This is a genomic window from Marinibacterium profundimaris (assembly GCF_002210095.1).
GTDB lineage: Bacteria > Pseudomonadota > Alphaproteobacteria > Rhodobacterales > Rhodobacteraceae > Marinibacterium > Marinibacterium profundimaris.
Genome location: NZ_AQQR01000011.1, coordinates 1 through 14,053, shown reverse-complemented (window position 1 = coordinate 14,053; position 14,053 = coordinate 1). Strand labels below are relative to the sequence as shown.

General features: G+C 62.9%; 16 protein-coding genes. 6 read left to right on the top strand and 10 right to left on the bottom strand.

All coding sequences use genetic code 11. The annotated features are described in order from the left end of the window. Nucleotides 1-8 precede the first annotated feature (8 nt). From ATO3_RS19755 to ATO3_RS19730, 6 genes are all read left to right on the top strand, one after another. Entirely contained in the window at nucleotides 9-1,085 is a 1,077-nt protein-coding gene (locus tag ATO3_RS19755) for a DUF2793 domain-containing protein (RefSeq protein ID WP_088651632.1), read from the top strand. 19 nt (nucleotides 1,086-1,104) lie between these two features. Continuing rightward, on the top strand, nucleotides 1,105-1,392 hold the full coding sequence (locus tag ATO3_RS19750) for a DUF6127 family protein (RefSeq protein ID WP_088651631.1): 288 nt from the start codon (nucleotides 1,105-1,107) through the stop codon (nucleotides 1,390-1,392). A gap of 74 nt (nucleotides 1,393-1,466) precedes the next feature. Next, on the top strand, nucleotides 1,467-2,141 hold the full coding sequence (locus ATO3_RS19745; protein ID WP_088651630.1) for a YcbK family protein: 675 nt from the start codon (nucleotides 1,467-1,469) through the stop codon (nucleotides 2,139-2,141). Continuing rightward, on the top strand, nucleotides 2,138-2,452 hold the full coding sequence (locus ATO3_RS29265) for a hypothetical protein (protein ID WP_233152230.1): 315 nt from the start codon (nucleotides 2,138-2,140) through the stop codon (nucleotides 2,450-2,452). Before ATO3_RS19745 ends, ATO3_RS29265 begins: the two co-directional genes overlap by 4 nt. A gap of 147 nt (nucleotides 2,453-2,599) precedes the next feature. Continuing rightward, on the top strand, nucleotides 2,600-2,923 hold the full coding sequence (locus ATO3_RS19735) for a hypothetical protein (RefSeq protein ID WP_088651629.1): 324 nt from the start codon (nucleotides 2,600-2,602) through the stop codon (nucleotides 2,921-2,923). 162 nt (nucleotides 2,924-3,085) lie between these two features. Continuing rightward, nucleotides 3,086-3,400: a hypothetical protein gene (locus ATO3_RS19730; RefSeq protein WP_088651628.1), complete on the top strand. Its 315-nt coding sequence runs from the start codon at nucleotides 3,086-3,088 to the stop codon at nucleotides 3,398-3,400. A gap of 144 nt (nucleotides 3,401-3,544) precedes the next feature. Here the strand turns inward: ATO3_RS19730 and ATO3_RS19725 are convergent, their stop codons facing one another. The 10 genes from ATO3_RS19725 to ATO3_RS19680 form a co-directional block, all read right to left on the bottom strand. Beyond that, the gene (locus ATO3_RS19725) at nucleotides 3,545-4,312 is read right to left on the bottom strand and encodes a heparan-alpha-glucosaminide N-acetyltransferase (protein WP_088651627.1); all 768 of its coding nucleotides are present in this window, start codon (nucleotides 4,310-4,312) and stop codon (nucleotides 3,545-3,547) included. Further along, nucleotides 4,296-4,934, bottom strand: coding sequence for an SH3 domain-containing protein (locus tag ATO3_RS19720; protein WP_088651626.1), 639 nt, complete (start codon nucleotides 4,932-4,934; stop codon nucleotides 4,296-4,298). The genes ATO3_RS19725 and ATO3_RS19720 overlap by 17 nt, the downstream gene beginning before the upstream one ends. Then, nucleotides 4,931-5,947, bottom strand: coding sequence for a L,D-transpeptidase (locus tag ATO3_RS19715; protein ID WP_088651625.1), 1,017 nt, complete (start codon nucleotides 5,945-5,947; stop codon nucleotides 4,931-4,933). The genes ATO3_RS19720 and ATO3_RS19715 overlap by 4 nt, the downstream gene beginning before the upstream one ends. Nucleotides 5,948-6,056: 109 nt before the next feature. Then, nucleotides 6,057-6,365 (bottom strand): hypothetical protein, encoded by a 309-nt coding sequence (locus ATO3_RS19710; RefSeq protein ID WP_233152229.1) that lies wholly within the window; start codon nucleotides 6,363-6,365, stop codon nucleotides 6,057-6,059. Nucleotides 6,366-6,434: 69 nt separating this feature from the next. Beyond that, nucleotides 6,435-8,417 (bottom strand): alpha/beta hydrolase, encoded by a 1,983-nt coding sequence (locus ATO3_RS19705; protein ID WP_088651624.1) that lies wholly within the window; start codon nucleotides 8,415-8,417, stop codon nucleotides 6,435-6,437. Between the two features lie 64 nt (nucleotides 8,418-8,481). Further along, the gene (locus ATO3_RS19700; protein ID WP_088651623.1) at nucleotides 8,482-9,765 is read right to left on the bottom strand and encodes a PDZ domain-containing protein; all 1,284 of its coding nucleotides are present in this window, start codon (nucleotides 9,763-9,765) and stop codon (nucleotides 8,482-8,484) included. A 57-nt stretch (nucleotides 9,766-9,822) separates the two neighbouring features. After that, nucleotides 9,823-10,176, bottom strand: a complete 354-nt coding sequence (locus tag ATO3_RS28565; RefSeq protein WP_143747311.1) for a hypothetical protein — start codon at nucleotides 10,174-10,176, stop codon at nucleotides 9,823-9,825. A gap of 193 nt (nucleotides 10,177-10,369) precedes the next feature. Continuing rightward, entirely contained in the window at nucleotides 10,370-11,341 is a 972-nt protein-coding gene (locus ATO3_RS29260; RefSeq protein WP_233152228.1) for an SH3 domain-containing protein, read from the bottom strand. Nucleotides 11,342-11,706: 365 nt separating this feature from the next. After that, nucleotides 11,707-12,669: a helix-turn-helix transcriptional regulator gene (locus ATO3_RS19685; protein WP_088651621.1), complete on the bottom strand. Its 963-nt coding sequence runs from the start codon at nucleotides 12,667-12,669 to the stop codon at nucleotides 11,707-11,709. A gap of 843 nt (nucleotides 12,670-13,512) precedes the next feature. After that, nucleotides 13,513-14,053: HNH endonuclease family protein (locus ATO3_RS19680; protein ID WP_143747310.1), on the bottom strand; the 541-nt coding region annotated here is incomplete at its 5' end.

The window sequence follows — 14,053 nt, the reverse complement described above, 5'->3', positions numbered from 1 at the left end:
GCCAACCCATGTCCGATGCCACGACCCATCTCCTGCTTCCCTACATCCTGGCGGCGCAGACCCAGAAGCACGTCACCCACAACGAGGCGCTGCGGATCCTCGACGGGCTCGTCCAGCTCTCGGTGCTCGACCGGGACCTGACGGCCCCGCCCGGCAGCCCTGCCGATGGTAACCGTTACATCGTCGGCTCGGGCGCGACGGGCGACTGGGCGGGATGGGACCTGAACGTCGCGCTCTGGACCGATGGCGCCTGGCTGCGCCTGCCGCCGCGCCCCGGCTGGCGGGCGTGGGTCGAGGACGAGGTCTTGCTGCTGGTCTACGACGGCTCGAGCTGGATCGGAACCACGCCTACGGCGCTGCAGAACCTTGCGCTGCTGGGGCTCGGGACGACGGCAGATGCGTCGAACCCGTTCTCGGCCAAGCTGAACGCGGCGCTCTGGACGGCGAAGACCGTGGCCGAGGGCGGCACCGGCGATCTGTTCTACACCATGAACAAGGAGTCGGCGGGCGACGACCTCGGGCTGACGCTGCAGACCGGTTTCGTGACCAAGGCGCTGGTGGGCCTCTTCGGCTCGGACCGCTTCCGGCTCGCGGTCTCGGCCGATGGCGGCACCTTCTTCGACGGGCTCAGCGTCGACAACGCCACCGGCATCGTCGATCAGCCCCGGTTGCCCCGCTTCAAGGCGTACACCAACTACGACAACTATGTCGGCGTCGGGACCTGGACGAAGATCGGCCTCAACAACACCGACCACAACGACCAGGGGGCTTTCGACGCCGCGAACAACCACTTCGTGGCGCCGGTGGACGGCACTTACCTCTTCGGTGCGACACTGCTCTACAAGATCAACGCCAGCGCCACGGCGAGGATGCGCGGGCGGCTCGTCATGAACGGTACGACCGAAATCCGCGGCTCCCTCGGCGAGATCTCCGCCACCCACGTCTCGCTCGCCACCGCGATCTGGCTGCAGACCATGGTGCCGCTCACCGCGGGCGATACCGTCGAGCTGCAGGGGTATTTCCGGGTCGCGGACGGCTACTTCGCCGCCGATCACACGTCCTTCTGGGGCTGCAAGATTGGCTGAGCCGCGGAAGGAGGAACCTATGAACCCACCCCGGTCCGAGGGCTTCGTGCGCATGCCCGACGCCGAGTTCGAGGCGATCCTGACCCGGGCGGCCGAGGAAGGCGCGAAGCGCGCGCTCGTCGATGTCGGCCTCGACGGCGACGAGGCGGCGCTGGATATCCGCGACCTGCGCTCTCTGGTCGACTGCATCCGGCTGGTGCGCCGCACGGCGATGCAGACCGCTGTCCGCATGATCACCACCGGCGTCATGCTGGCGCTGCTCGCGGGCATCGCCATCAAGCTCAAGATCTTCGGCGGCAGCCCGTAGTCGCACCCCATCCCCATTCATCAGCCCGCAATGACCCGCCCTCGAGGCGGGTTTTTCGTTCTCGGAGGACCCCCATGACGACGACCTTCCACCGCCACTGGCGCGACGTTCCGGAGAGCGCATGGCGCTGGCCGAATTTCAGCCCGGCCGAGATCGCGTGCCGCGGCACCGGCAAGCTGCTGGTCAACGAACCGGCCCTCGACAAGCTGCAGGCGCTGCGCGACCGGCTGGGCAAGCCGCTGATCGTCCGCTCCGCCTATCGCAGCCCCGAGCACAACCGCGCCGTGGGCGGCGCAACCCGCTCGAAGCACCTCGACGGCGCCGCCTTCGACATCGCCATGACGAACCACGACCCGGTGGTCTTCGAAGCGGCGGCGCGGGAGGTCGGGTTCCTCGGCTTCGGCTTCTATCCGCGCTCGGGGTTCATCCATGTCGACCTCGGCCCCGCACGGCAGTGGGGCGAGCGGTTCCCGGTCCGGGCAACGGCATTTGCAGCCGAGACGCCGCCCGCACGCGAAGCGCTGACGGAGAGCCGCACATTGAAAGGCGGTGGCGCGGCTGGCGTGGCGACGCTGGGCGCAGCCGGTGTCGAGGTCGCGCAGAGCGTCCTGGCCGAGACCCAATCCGCCATCCTGCCGCTGGTGCCTTATCTTGATACGCTCCGCTGGGCGTTCATCGTCGTGGCACTCGGTGGCATCGCGGTCACGATCTACGCCCGCCTCGACGACTGGCGCCGGGGGCGGCGATGATTGGTAGCCTCGTCGCCACGTTCGCCGGATCGGCATGGGCGCAAGCGGCGCTTCGCTACTGCGTCACCGCCCTCGCGATCCTTCTGTTCCTGCTGGCCCTGCGTCGCTCCGGCGAGCGATCAGGACGCCTCGCCGAACGCCTTGAAACCACGGAGAAGGCCAATGGTGTCCAACGCCAGATGCTGGAAACAGCAACATCACCGTTCCCGATCACACGCTCAGAACGTCGAGGAAACTGTTGCATCGCAGGGGGCATTCAAACATGGATGCTGATCAGCCCTTTACGGTTTCCTTCGTGCGCACACGTTTAAGGCGAGGTCTCGAAAATTGCAGCGCTGCGGGCGGCGGCACGGTCTTTTCAGCGCGCCCCGAAAAAGCATCGTGCGAGGTTTTTCCTTTTTCTCAGTTGAACGCTCGGCGAAGATGACGCCACGAGTCCAACAAGAGAGAGTGAAACAATGATCTTCAGAACTTGTGCCCCGATCGGCCTGATCTGCCTTACCGTACTCGCGGGCTGCGTTGAAAACGAAGGCTCCACGGTCACGCCGGCTGTCACCGGTGGAGATCTGAACTCCACCGCCGCCAACGCCTGTCGTGCAGCCATCGCGCGGGAGACCGGCCTTTCCGTATCCGATGTGGCAGTTTTCGACGTCGTCGAGGGAGAGGCCGGTGTCGGCGTTCGGGCTACCGTCGCAGGCGCCGACGCACCTTGGTCCTGCGAATCGAGCCCATCGGGACAAGTGGCCGGGGTCATGTATACCGGCAACGAAGGCTCGCTCTGAACAGGTTCTGTTGGGTTCAGTTGTACTGCGCCGCCACTCGCCGGCGGCGGCGCACGCCGGGGATCAGGTACTGATGATAACGAAGGCGCCGCACCAACCAGCACCTCAACATCCATGACAAGCGCTCTCTCACTAGTCTGCAGACTGGGAGCAGCCGTCTGTTTGCTAGATGCCCTGCTGATCATCGGAAGCGCGCTGTCTCGCGGAAGCGCACAGACGGTCGTCGTCAGTGTCGTGGTCGGATTTGCTTATGTCGCCGGGGCAATCGTCCTTCTGGCACTTGGCCGGGCCTGTCGCAGGATCGCCGCTGAAGAGGCTATCTTGCGCGGGCAGATCGACACGGCCGGGCTACGACAGGGCACACGAACGCTGACCGGATGGCTCCTTGTCGCGGCGTTTGCGGCTGCGATGATCGCGGCAGCAAGCCTCATGGCGATCTATCAGCGATTGTCCGAAGGCTTCGCCGTTTTCGGATGAGTCGCAGAACATGACGGAATGCTCGGGTATGGCTCCAGCCGGGACTGATCTGGATTACTCTCGCAAGAGGTGGGCGCGTCGGCATGCGCAGGATACCGGCTGTTTCGAGTTGCTTCCAAGCAACCCCGAGGAGTTCCCTTGCCACTACCTCAAGATTTGCGCGGAGACCCAGACCAATCCGAGCAGAAGCGGCTGGTGCAGCAGATACACCAGCAGGCTGTGTTGGCCGGGCCATGTCGCCATGCGAAGCCATGGTTTCGTCGAACAACTCGACCGGGAAGTTTCGCTGGGAAGCGAGCGTGCCAGGGCCATGCCAAACAGAAACGGCGCAAGCCAAGGCACGAGCGGAATGAAGTCGAGTGAGGGCCGCGCCGCCACGCTCAACCCGGTCCAGACGAGCCACTGGCTTTCCAATATGCCGGGTCCGACAAATCGATCGATCGCAAGAATTGCAAGGCCGGTGAAAAGCGCTGCCATGGCCGGGACATGGAGAAAGAGCAGCCCGATCAGGCTGGCGGCTGCGATCGCGTTCAATATGCCAAAGTATATGAAGCGCGTCGGAAAGACTGCAAGCGTGGCAACCGTCACGAGACCGGCGGCTCCGCAGATGATGACGAAACGTCGCGCCCAGGCTCTTGTCCTGAAACCGCCCCGATGTGCCAGAACGAAGCTCACGCCGGAGAGAAACAAGAAGCTCCCCGCCACCAAGCGCGCGAAGGTCGCCCAACCGCCTGTCAGGGTCGTTCCGGAGGCGATGAGGCCGAAGATCTCGAGGTCGCGCGTGAAATGAAAGACGACCATCCCAAGCAACGCCACGGAACGCGCTATATCCAGCCAAAGCAGCCTGGACTGGTATGTCGATCTCGCCGCCACACTCGGGCTGTCGTTGCCGGTGTCAATCGTATGCGACATCCAGCTTCCAGTTGCCGCCATCGCCAACCATGTCGGCTATTCGGATCAGAAGTTTTCCGCCTTCGGGCAGCAGCACCGCCAGCTCGCTTGTGCCGCGGCCGGAGGCGAGAGGCGCAGCATCCTGCGAAAAAGCCGTCGTGCCGATGGAAGCGGCAGCCTCGAGGGTAACCCCGACCACGGCGTCGGCCGGAGGAGACAGCATGAGGTCCAGAATTTCGCCCTTGGCCAATGTGCCCGAATAGGCTCCTTCGCCACGAACTTCGATACGGCGGTCGGACGGAATTGCAGCACTCTCGAGGGCGAAAGGATCGGCCCCATACCATGGCATTAAGAACCTCGCGGCAACCCAGCCCGCCAGGCTGCCGTCGGCCAGTTCGACCTCGCACCAGCTTTCGTCCGTTCCGGCTTCGCAAGCCACGCGGCGCAGCAAGGTGCCGTCTGGCACACGCTGCAACCGGTTCGCTTCCGTGGTTGGACCCGCCCGCATGTTCACCGATCCGTCGATCCTGACGACGACGAAGTCTGTGTCGGGGAGATGAGTACCGGGATCCTGGCGGCCGGACTGTGCCAGGGCCGCACCCGACATGGCGAGTGAGAACAGAAGGGCCGCGACCAGTCTCATGGACGTACCGGAAGCCGTGGTGGACGGGGCGAGGTGAGTTGCTCGCCCGTCAGGATCACGAAATCTTCACCGGACCGTCGGTCCGGTGTCGCGGCGAGATCGGATACAAAGAAAGTCATCCCTGGGTGCAAGCGTTCGGCAATATGGGCATTCGCCCGGGAAGACAGACGCAGCCGGTCGAGAACCTGCTCCTCAGGCCAAAGCGGGTGCGTAGGATCGGGATGATGCGTGACTCCCATCCAGCCCAAACCGCCGTCCCGCCGTTCCTTTAACACTAGCACATGTTCACCCAATGGGCGCCTATCGGGGATCTCGATCTCGTCTTGCATGACCTCGCGCCCGTCCTCCATCACGATCAGACGCCGGTCTGCTGCGGTCGCCAGCACAGTGGTGATCGGGTACGGCTGCTCATTGGTCCAGTCCGAGGGATGGGAGCGTGCCTCGAGGCTCTCAACGGCCGTCTCGAGTTCCTGTTCGGCGAAAGCCTGCAGAACCAGTCCGGGATGCACGAGGTCCCACGGGTCGTTGTTGGCGCCGGAAATGATCACCGGCGAGCCGATATGCGTGACCGTGAAGAGCAACCGGGAGAATTCCAGCGGCAGTCGTACGCACCCATGCGATGCAGGGTACCCCGGCAGGTTTCCGGCATGGAGCGCGATACCGTCCCATGTCAATCTGTTCATGTTGGGCATCGGCGCCCCGCCATAGGTCGAGGACCGATGGTCGGCATCCTTCTGCAGGATGGTGAAGACGCCGGTTGGGGTCTCGTGCCCGCTCTTTCCAGTCGAACAGGTCGATACGGCGATCCGGACACCATTGCGATAGACGTGCACCCGCTGTTCCGGGATCGATGCGATCACGGCTACCGCCCCGTGCGGCGATCGCTCCGGGTGCCAAGTGAAGTCGCCCGGAAGCATGTTCGCAATGTCGATCCGGGCTTCTTCCGCCGTTCCGAGGCGGGTTGCGGCGAGCGTAGCGGCACTGCCGGCGAGGAGGCGGCGGCGGGTCAGCATTCACCCGACCCACGCGACGCAACCGGCACATCAGTGCCGTCAAGCCGTTTCACACCCGGCGCGACTGCGAGCGATGCGGCTTTGGAAGGGCGTCCCGCTCGCACCATTGTCAGCAGTTTCCCGAAGGGACCATGGTCACGGACTCGTAGCGACCGTCGGCAGTGACGATGCGGGCGCAGGCGCCCGTGTCCCGATTGGACCAATACGCCGTCAGTCCTTCGGTACGAGCAAGCTGGTAGCCCAAATTCTGAAGACCATTCTCGGCTTGTCCTGCACGTGCGCCCTGGAATGACGAAAGGTCCGACGAACTGCCAATCGCCGGCTGCACTTGCGCAGGTGCCGGCTCGCTGGTTTCGACACATCCTGCAAGGAGAGCGATGCCGGCAAGGCCGGCGCAACTTCTCATGGTGATTTTCATGTTCCGCATTTCTCCGTTTCTTGGTTTGAACACTTGTAATTGAGCACCGCTTGCTTCCGACCACCGCGCCTAGGGAAGTGTTGCGTCAGGCAGCACGAACTGCGGAGTCAGGGGTTCGACACAGGAAAGGTCCAGCTCCGTACCCGGGTCGAGAATGAACTTTGCGTTTATGTCGCGTCCGCACTTCGAGTAGAGCGACGCGCCATGCCCCGAGTTGGGATAGATCACGACCCGGGAGTTGCTGAGCGTTTCCGCAGCGAGATGGGACCATTTCCACGAGGTCTGGGTGTCGTTCGTTCCGCCGGCGACGAGAACAGGGACATCCGAGACGACTGGCGTCTGGAACCCGTCCCGGGGGGCCTGCTCGAAGAGATCGCATATGGTGTAGATGCCTTCCAGAGCCGTCCGGCCCTCCTCTCCCACGATCACATCATAGGGAAACTCCGACGCAATCCTCGCTCCATTCTCTCGGGAATTGAAGGGGAAGTCCTCTTGGCATGCATAGATGCGAAGCCCGATCACGTTTTCGATGGTACCCTGGTACTGATCCAGTTCCACACGCGCGATGTCGAAGGTCCGTGCGATGTCGCCCTCGCTCATCGCATTGATCAGGCTCATGAGCTCTGTCTGGTCCGGTCCATGGAAATGCGCGAGAACCCAATAGCCGATCGCGGCGCGGGTCGGTTCGCCCGCTTGCATTCGGGCATAGTCCTGAACGGCGGCAACAATCTCGTCGTGGGAGAGCTCCCGCAGCGCCTCTGACGCGCGCTGGTCGAATGCTTCGGCCACCGAAACCGCCGTCGTCCCCGCGACGAGATCGTGCTTGAGCTGGGCCATCACAGCCGCGACGCCTTCGGCCTGGTCCGACATGCTCTGCGCGGCTTCGAGAACCGACAGGGCCAGCGCACGTTCGTCCCCGCTGAGACCGGCGTCGGCCGGGCCAAGCAGCGCCGCGGCGCTATTCGCGGCGGCGTCGTTCCCACCGTAGGTCGACATGTACCAGTCGAAGGTGGTGGGGTCGCCCGCGGCCAGTTCATGGATGATACGCGGCAGATACCTGGTCAGGTCCCGGACCCAGTGCTCGCTGAGCTTGGTGCGCAGATTGATGATGTTGTAGAACAGATCGGCATCGATGGCCGGCATGCCGCGCGCCGCAGGGATCGGCGTTTCGGTCAGGACCGTGCCCAGATCGATGAACTTCTGGCGGAGATCGGGATAGGCCTCGGCACAGGCCGGCTGTGCGGCGCATTGATCGAAAAGAGTCTCGATGGAATCGGCATGTGGACCGAACAGATCGTCGTAGAGTTGGACGGTCGGTGGAGCGACGCCGTCTATGATGACAGAGCGCACGCCTTCGGGCGCAGTGCGCAGCACCTCCAGCGCGAGGCGGGTGCCGTAGGATATCCCAAAGATGTTGTATTCCGGATAACCGAGCGCGGACATCAGCGCGCGGACGTCGCGGGCGTTGTTTTCGGTGTTGTAGGCGGGCAGGTCGGCGCCACTGGCATAGAGCTCGTCGATGCAGGGCTTGAAGAGCGCACCGATATCGAACGGCTCCTCACCTTCGGGCGTCGGCGCATTCTTCACGGTGCGGACCAGGCCGGCGATGTTCTCCGCCATCGTCTCGTTGCAGCGAACCGTGGTCGACGAGAGCATCGAGGCGCGCTGGTCGAAGGTCACCACGTCGCGATGCGGACGGTGATCGCCGAGAGTGACTTCTGTCGAGGCACCGATCGCGGACAAGGCACCTCCGGCCGGTCCCCCGTGAAGATAGATGATGGCATCGTTGAAGGGGTTGGTCGAATGCGCCCGCCCGAGCGCGAACTCCAGCGGAATGCGCCGACCGTCGGGCTCGTCGTAATTCTCCGGCACGCTGACCGTTCCGCAGATGATCGTCTGGCCCTCGATGTCGAGTGGCGAGGTCGTCTCGGGGCAGGCCTCGACGGTGACCGGATAGCGCGGATCGAAGCCACCCTCGCGCAAGGTGTCGAAGGCAGGATCGGGTTCGGCCATCAGGAGGCCGATCGCGGCGATGATCTGGTCGGGCGTCATTGTCCGTGTCCCTTGCGACAAGTGTTGCGATGTCCGGAACGCAGGCCCCGGACATGCGTGTCGTTCACTCCGGGTTGTCGAAGAACCCTTCGAGCATGCCGGCATCGTAGCTTTGGCCGGACGCGGTCGTGACCGTCTCAAACGGCGCTTTCCTCAATTCGCAGAACGCGTCGGCAGAGATGTCGGTCACGTCGGTTCCGTCGATCGCGGTCACGACCTCGCCCAACGTCAGGCCCGCCTCGTCCGCCGGCCCGCCTTTCGCGATCGACGTCACGGCGAGGTCATCGCCACGGAACCCGACCCCGACCGAAGCCGCGCCCGGAAGCGGCACGCGGTCGCCCTCGAAAAGCGGATCGAGATACATCGTCTGGGTCGACCAATCCAACGTCACGACAAAATTCTTCAGGAACGACGCGCCCATGTTGCCATCGGTGGTCGGCGCGAGGCCGTCGCCCACCACAGCAGTCGTCAGAAGCTCGGTGTCGCCGAACATCATCGGAACCGTGAGCCCGGCCAGCGCCGTGTCGAAATCGCCCCCCGCGCCGCTTGAGATGCCGGCGGCCACAGGCGCATCCTCGGACAACTCGAGCCCGACTTTTTCCAGGGCATCGGTGTTGATCGTCAAGGGAACGCCGCCGCCGGTGTCCACGATGAACACAAGCTTGCCGTCGCCCAGGCCCAATTCAACCCATGGCGTTGGCGAGAGCCCGTCCTCCTTGACGGTGAACGGAAGGGCGATGGCATCGGCGATGTGGTCGATCTGGTCGACGGTCGCGGCCACGGTGATCTCGTCGTTTCCGTAGTGGATCTGCCAGACTGCGTTTCGCATGGCCTGCGAGCCGATAAGTCCATTGCGCGTGATGCAGTAGAACGGCCCCTCGGTTGCCCAGTTGACCCCACCCGTGACGTCGGTGATTTCGAGTGCGCCAGCTATGGTGACGGAAGGAAACTTCACCATGGGCGACCATTCGATGACACCGCCCCCGGCAATCGTCACCATCTCGGTGACCACCTCGCCGCCATGCGCATCGCCGATCTCTTCCGTCACGAAGGTCGGTGCCCCGGTATCCAGCATGAAGGGCCGCGCGACGCCGTCACCGAAATCGACATCGACGACGATCTGCTCTCCTACCATACGAAACGGGAAGGTGATCGGCAGCGCTTCGGCGTCGATCAGGTTCACCGTGGGCAGGAAACTCGGCAGGTTGGACTGGAACTCGAGAAATGCCTCAAGCTTCCGCTTGTCCTCCTCGGTCTGCTCTTGCGACGCCGCCGGCGTGGCAGCAAGCAGGCAGGCGATTGCTGCGGCGTGTAGCCCGCAGCATCTATGGTCGAAAGGACCCTTCATGATGGCGCTCCTTTTGGACTCAATGGCTGCGCAATGGCGCCGCTCCGAGACCAGACCTTACAAATCAATGGTGCCGCCTCCGAGGCCGTTGACAGCATAGACAACCCGGTCGGGTCTCGAATCGGAACCGTAGACGATGGTCGCCGTGCCCTCGTTTCCGCCGCTGCAATCCAGATCCGAGAGCTCGGTCGCTCCCGCGGCGGCGGCATCTTCGAAAACGGCGGTGCAGACGGCCCTGTCCCGATTCAGCACAAAGGTGTAGCCACCGCCCGAACGCGCGCTCACGCTTCCTCGAACCGATCCCGCCGCGGTGTCATTGCCGGAACCGGTTTGCAGGCTGCTGGTCCCGTTGGTTTCGACACAGGCGGTGCAGGTTAGCGCGATGGCAGCTAAGGCCACTATGTGTTTCATATCTGGTTGTTCTCCATTTCAAGTTTCTCGGCGCACCCGCAACGAACCCGGCGATGAAGCCGCCCGTCCGTTGCATATCGGAGGCGACGATCTGCTTCCCGAGGCAGATGCTCCATGACCCGATGCGACTCCACCCCGGACCGGGCAGCACCGTATTTCGCCGCAGCGGGCAAATACGACCTCGTCTGTCCCGTCAGCCTTCGCCCATGTACATCAGGCCCTGCACATTGCCCGCTGCGTCCGACATGCAGGACCAGGGCCGGTCTGCGCCCGCCATGGTCATCGTGACGCCGATGCCAGCCTCCGCCTCGAGGACTTCGGCGATCGCGATGTCCGACGTCGGACGGTTTGCCTGCGCTGCAAGAGCGCGGCGACAAGCTTCGGCAGCCACATCCGTTCCGCTCGCCGACGATGCGTTGCCGTTCGGCGCCGGCGCGGTCGAGGCACCCGGCGCCCCCGATTCCCTCAGATAGCGACCGGCGACCCATCCGCGCATGCCACCCGCGGCATGCTCGACCTCGCACCAGCGGTCGTTACCCCTGCCGCGGCAGCCGAAGTTCCGGAAGATCTGCCCATTCGCGACGCGTCCGATGATCGAATACTGTGCCGAAGGCCCGCTTCGGACATTGAGACGATCGCCACCCGAGACACCGGTGACCTGCCAGAAATCCGGCCCGCCGGCATCCCCGTCGGCGAAATCCGCCGAATGGACCGACTGGCCCGCACCGTTGATATGTATTGACAGCGAGAAGTCGCTTCGCTCATCGCGCCGTGCGGCAGACCGCATCATGTAGACGCGGATCACCCAGTCTCCGCTCGAGGGCAGGATGTCGTCGAAGTGGTTGCCGGCAACATTCCCGATATGGATGACAGCCGGGTTGCCGGCGGGCAGCACGTTGAAATAGGCGCTGGGATTGTCGACCGCGAGATCGACAATCATGCGCTGCCCGCCCCTCGCGCCCACGACATAGTCGATGATCTCGTCGCCGAGGATTTCTCCGCGGATGACAGCGCCGGACGTTCCCGATGCGAAGGAAACGCGTTCCGTGCGGATGTTCTGCGCCGCTGTCTCAGCTGCCGAAAGGATCAACGCGAGCGTCGCGAACAGCGCGGAGATCGAGATGAAAGGTCGATGGAGCGCTTGCAGGACCGGAAAACGAATCAAAGACGTAATTGACGTTACCCCCCCAATCGGCACGAGGATTTCACGATTGAGCGATGGTTCTCCAAGCGCCCCGTGTCCAGGTTACCGACCGGGTTTCCGCTCAGCTATCCGATATGCGCGCGCTTTTGTCCGAATTGCGCAGAACTTCAAGAGACCTGCCAAACACGAGAAGAGCATGCAACTTCGATCGCGAAAGAATGAGCGGCAATATTGAAGAAGGGAGCAATTTTAAATCTTCCCGCTTTGGCCCCTTGTTTTGCCCTCAACAGTCCAGGGCACGGAAACCTGCCGAATTGCCTTCGCCCTATACTGTTAGGAAATCTCTCGTTTCCCGGCGCCAGATCGCGTCGGTCCGAGTATTCAGATCACGGCAGTTTCCGCGCGCGCTTGAGCGTCGTTGACGGCAGTTCGCCGAATGCATGCTGATAAGCGATCGAGAAGCGGCCAAGGTGGCAAAAGCCGACTTCGAGCGCCGCATGCGTGACTGTTGTTCCGGGCAACCCGCTTTCCAGAAAGGCACGTGCATGGTCGAGTCGAATTTCGGTCAGGATCTGCCGGGGAGATTTGCCGGTCTGCGCCTTGAAAGTCGACTGAAGTGCTCTGACACTTGTGCCCGCGGCTCTCGCAACCTCTACAACCGTGATCGGCTCTTGGTAGTGCGCAGCCATGTATTCGCGCGCGCGGTTGAAGGTCTTGTTCGAGTGCTGCGTGAATGGCTCCGCGCTCGGCGCTCCGGTCGCTAATGCACGCGCTACATACTCCGCAAGAAGCGCTTCGGCCGCTGCGTATGCAGGCGGCGCGGTCAAGACGGGACGCGGGGACTTGAGGTCGGACAGGATGTACTCGAGGAAATCTACAAGTGAACCGGATTCGCTTGCATCTTCCGAGTGCACGCACATCCCTGGGGAAAGCACCTGGGTCTGCGCACCTTTGGTGTTCGCGTCATTCTTGCGCGGCGAAACGATCGACAGCGACCGGTAGAAAGTGCCGTGACTTGGCGCGACAGTGGTCGTTTTGCGCCTTATCGGACCGAAGGCTGCCAATCCCCCGGAAAGTGTCGTTTCCCGCTGTCCCTCCACCTCGACCTCAAGCCTTCCGGAGGTCGGCAGAACTAGCGCCGTTCGATTTTCCTCGGTCGTGAACGACACGTGACCGGACGAGACAAACTCGAACACGGCGAGGCCGCGCGGTCCGGGTGGAACCGAGCAGACCTCAAGATGCTCGATCCGGTTCGTGAAATCAAACCGTTCGACCGAACTGAAGATATTCGGCGGACTCCAATCGATCCGCTGGCTCCTGCCGGAGTGATCTCTTGCGCTCAGCCCCATACGAATCCCCGGTCGCGCTCTTGAAGCCAAATGTTAGCTGACGAGGAAAACATATCAAGTAACGACCAAAGGACCTCTTGGAATGCTGTCCCCATGAAGCGCCTACCGCTCGGAGCCGTCGTGGTCGATCAGGACGCCACGGCGGGCAGCCTGATCGTTGGATGGTCGGTGCCCAAGCGCGCGTTTCAAGGCGCAAGTATTGCCGTGCGGCTGCCCATTCGTCGTTGGCCTTGAGATGTGAACCATCCGTTGCGCGGACCCCTGCGCATCGGCGTTCGTGCGCCGTTCCCGGGGCAGGAGGGAAAGCCCTTCGCAGTGATCGCGGCGGGCGGCGGCTTCTCCTAAATCGGCTCGGTGCACGATAGTGATGTGCGCCGCACGATGCGGAGCGGGTATTGCCCCGGCAGAAATCTGCTTGCCTCGCATCTGAGTGTATAAAATCAACAGGTTAGGAGGCAGAGAAGGTTGGACGCCAGGCCCATCCCCTCCGCCACTTGCCCTCGCGAAAGCGTTCTTCCGATCTGGCCGCGGTCGGATTTTTCCGTTGTTTTCGAGGGTTATGCGGGAGGGGCTGAGCACTGGGCCAGCCGCCAAAAGGCCCGGGAGGGGTCTCTCAGGGCCGATATTCTCCGGACCTCATGACTGCGCCGTTTTGGTGAATAGCTTGTAGGCTTCGGAAATTATTACGTTTTTCGGGCAGGCAACCTGAGCACTTCGATGCCAGTGGTACTTGTCGAAATGGAACAGAGATCGAACGTCCGCCACTGCGGCCGTTCGGTGCTGCCTGCCGTAATGACCGGGTTGTGGGACGAAACGGACTTTCGTTGCGGGTGAAAAGCAGCTTCATGAGGGTGCGGCCGAACTCGCTGGTATCCGCCAGACCGAGCGCGCCAGATCCGCCAGCCATCGCTGCCGCTGCAGGACGTCGCGCTCCGTCCAAGTCGGGAAGGACTCAATTGATGCCACGGCGCGGTCAATGCGGGTATTTGCGCCGACCTGCGGCCGCTCCGAGCGCGCGCGCGTCAGGAGCAGCTTCGACTGAAGATAGATCGGCCGCTTCTCGCTGTAGGCGCGATTGCCAAGCGACGAGTTGATCGATTTCTCGACGAGCACCAAGTTCCCTAGACGCTGTGAGACCAGTGGGTCCTCGATCGGACCAAACTCCTCCGCTGCCTTAGCATCAGGTTTCTGGGGAAAGATGTGCTCGATTTCGAAGCCACCGCTGGTGTAGGACTGCAGCCAACGGGTGCCTTCTGTCTCTCCGTACGCCGCGAGTTCGACATACTGTGTCAGCTTCGCGAGAACATATCTCAACCTGTATTGCTGAAGCGTCCCATAGTATGAGCTACCCCCCAAATTTCGGACACTGACATAAGCTATGATT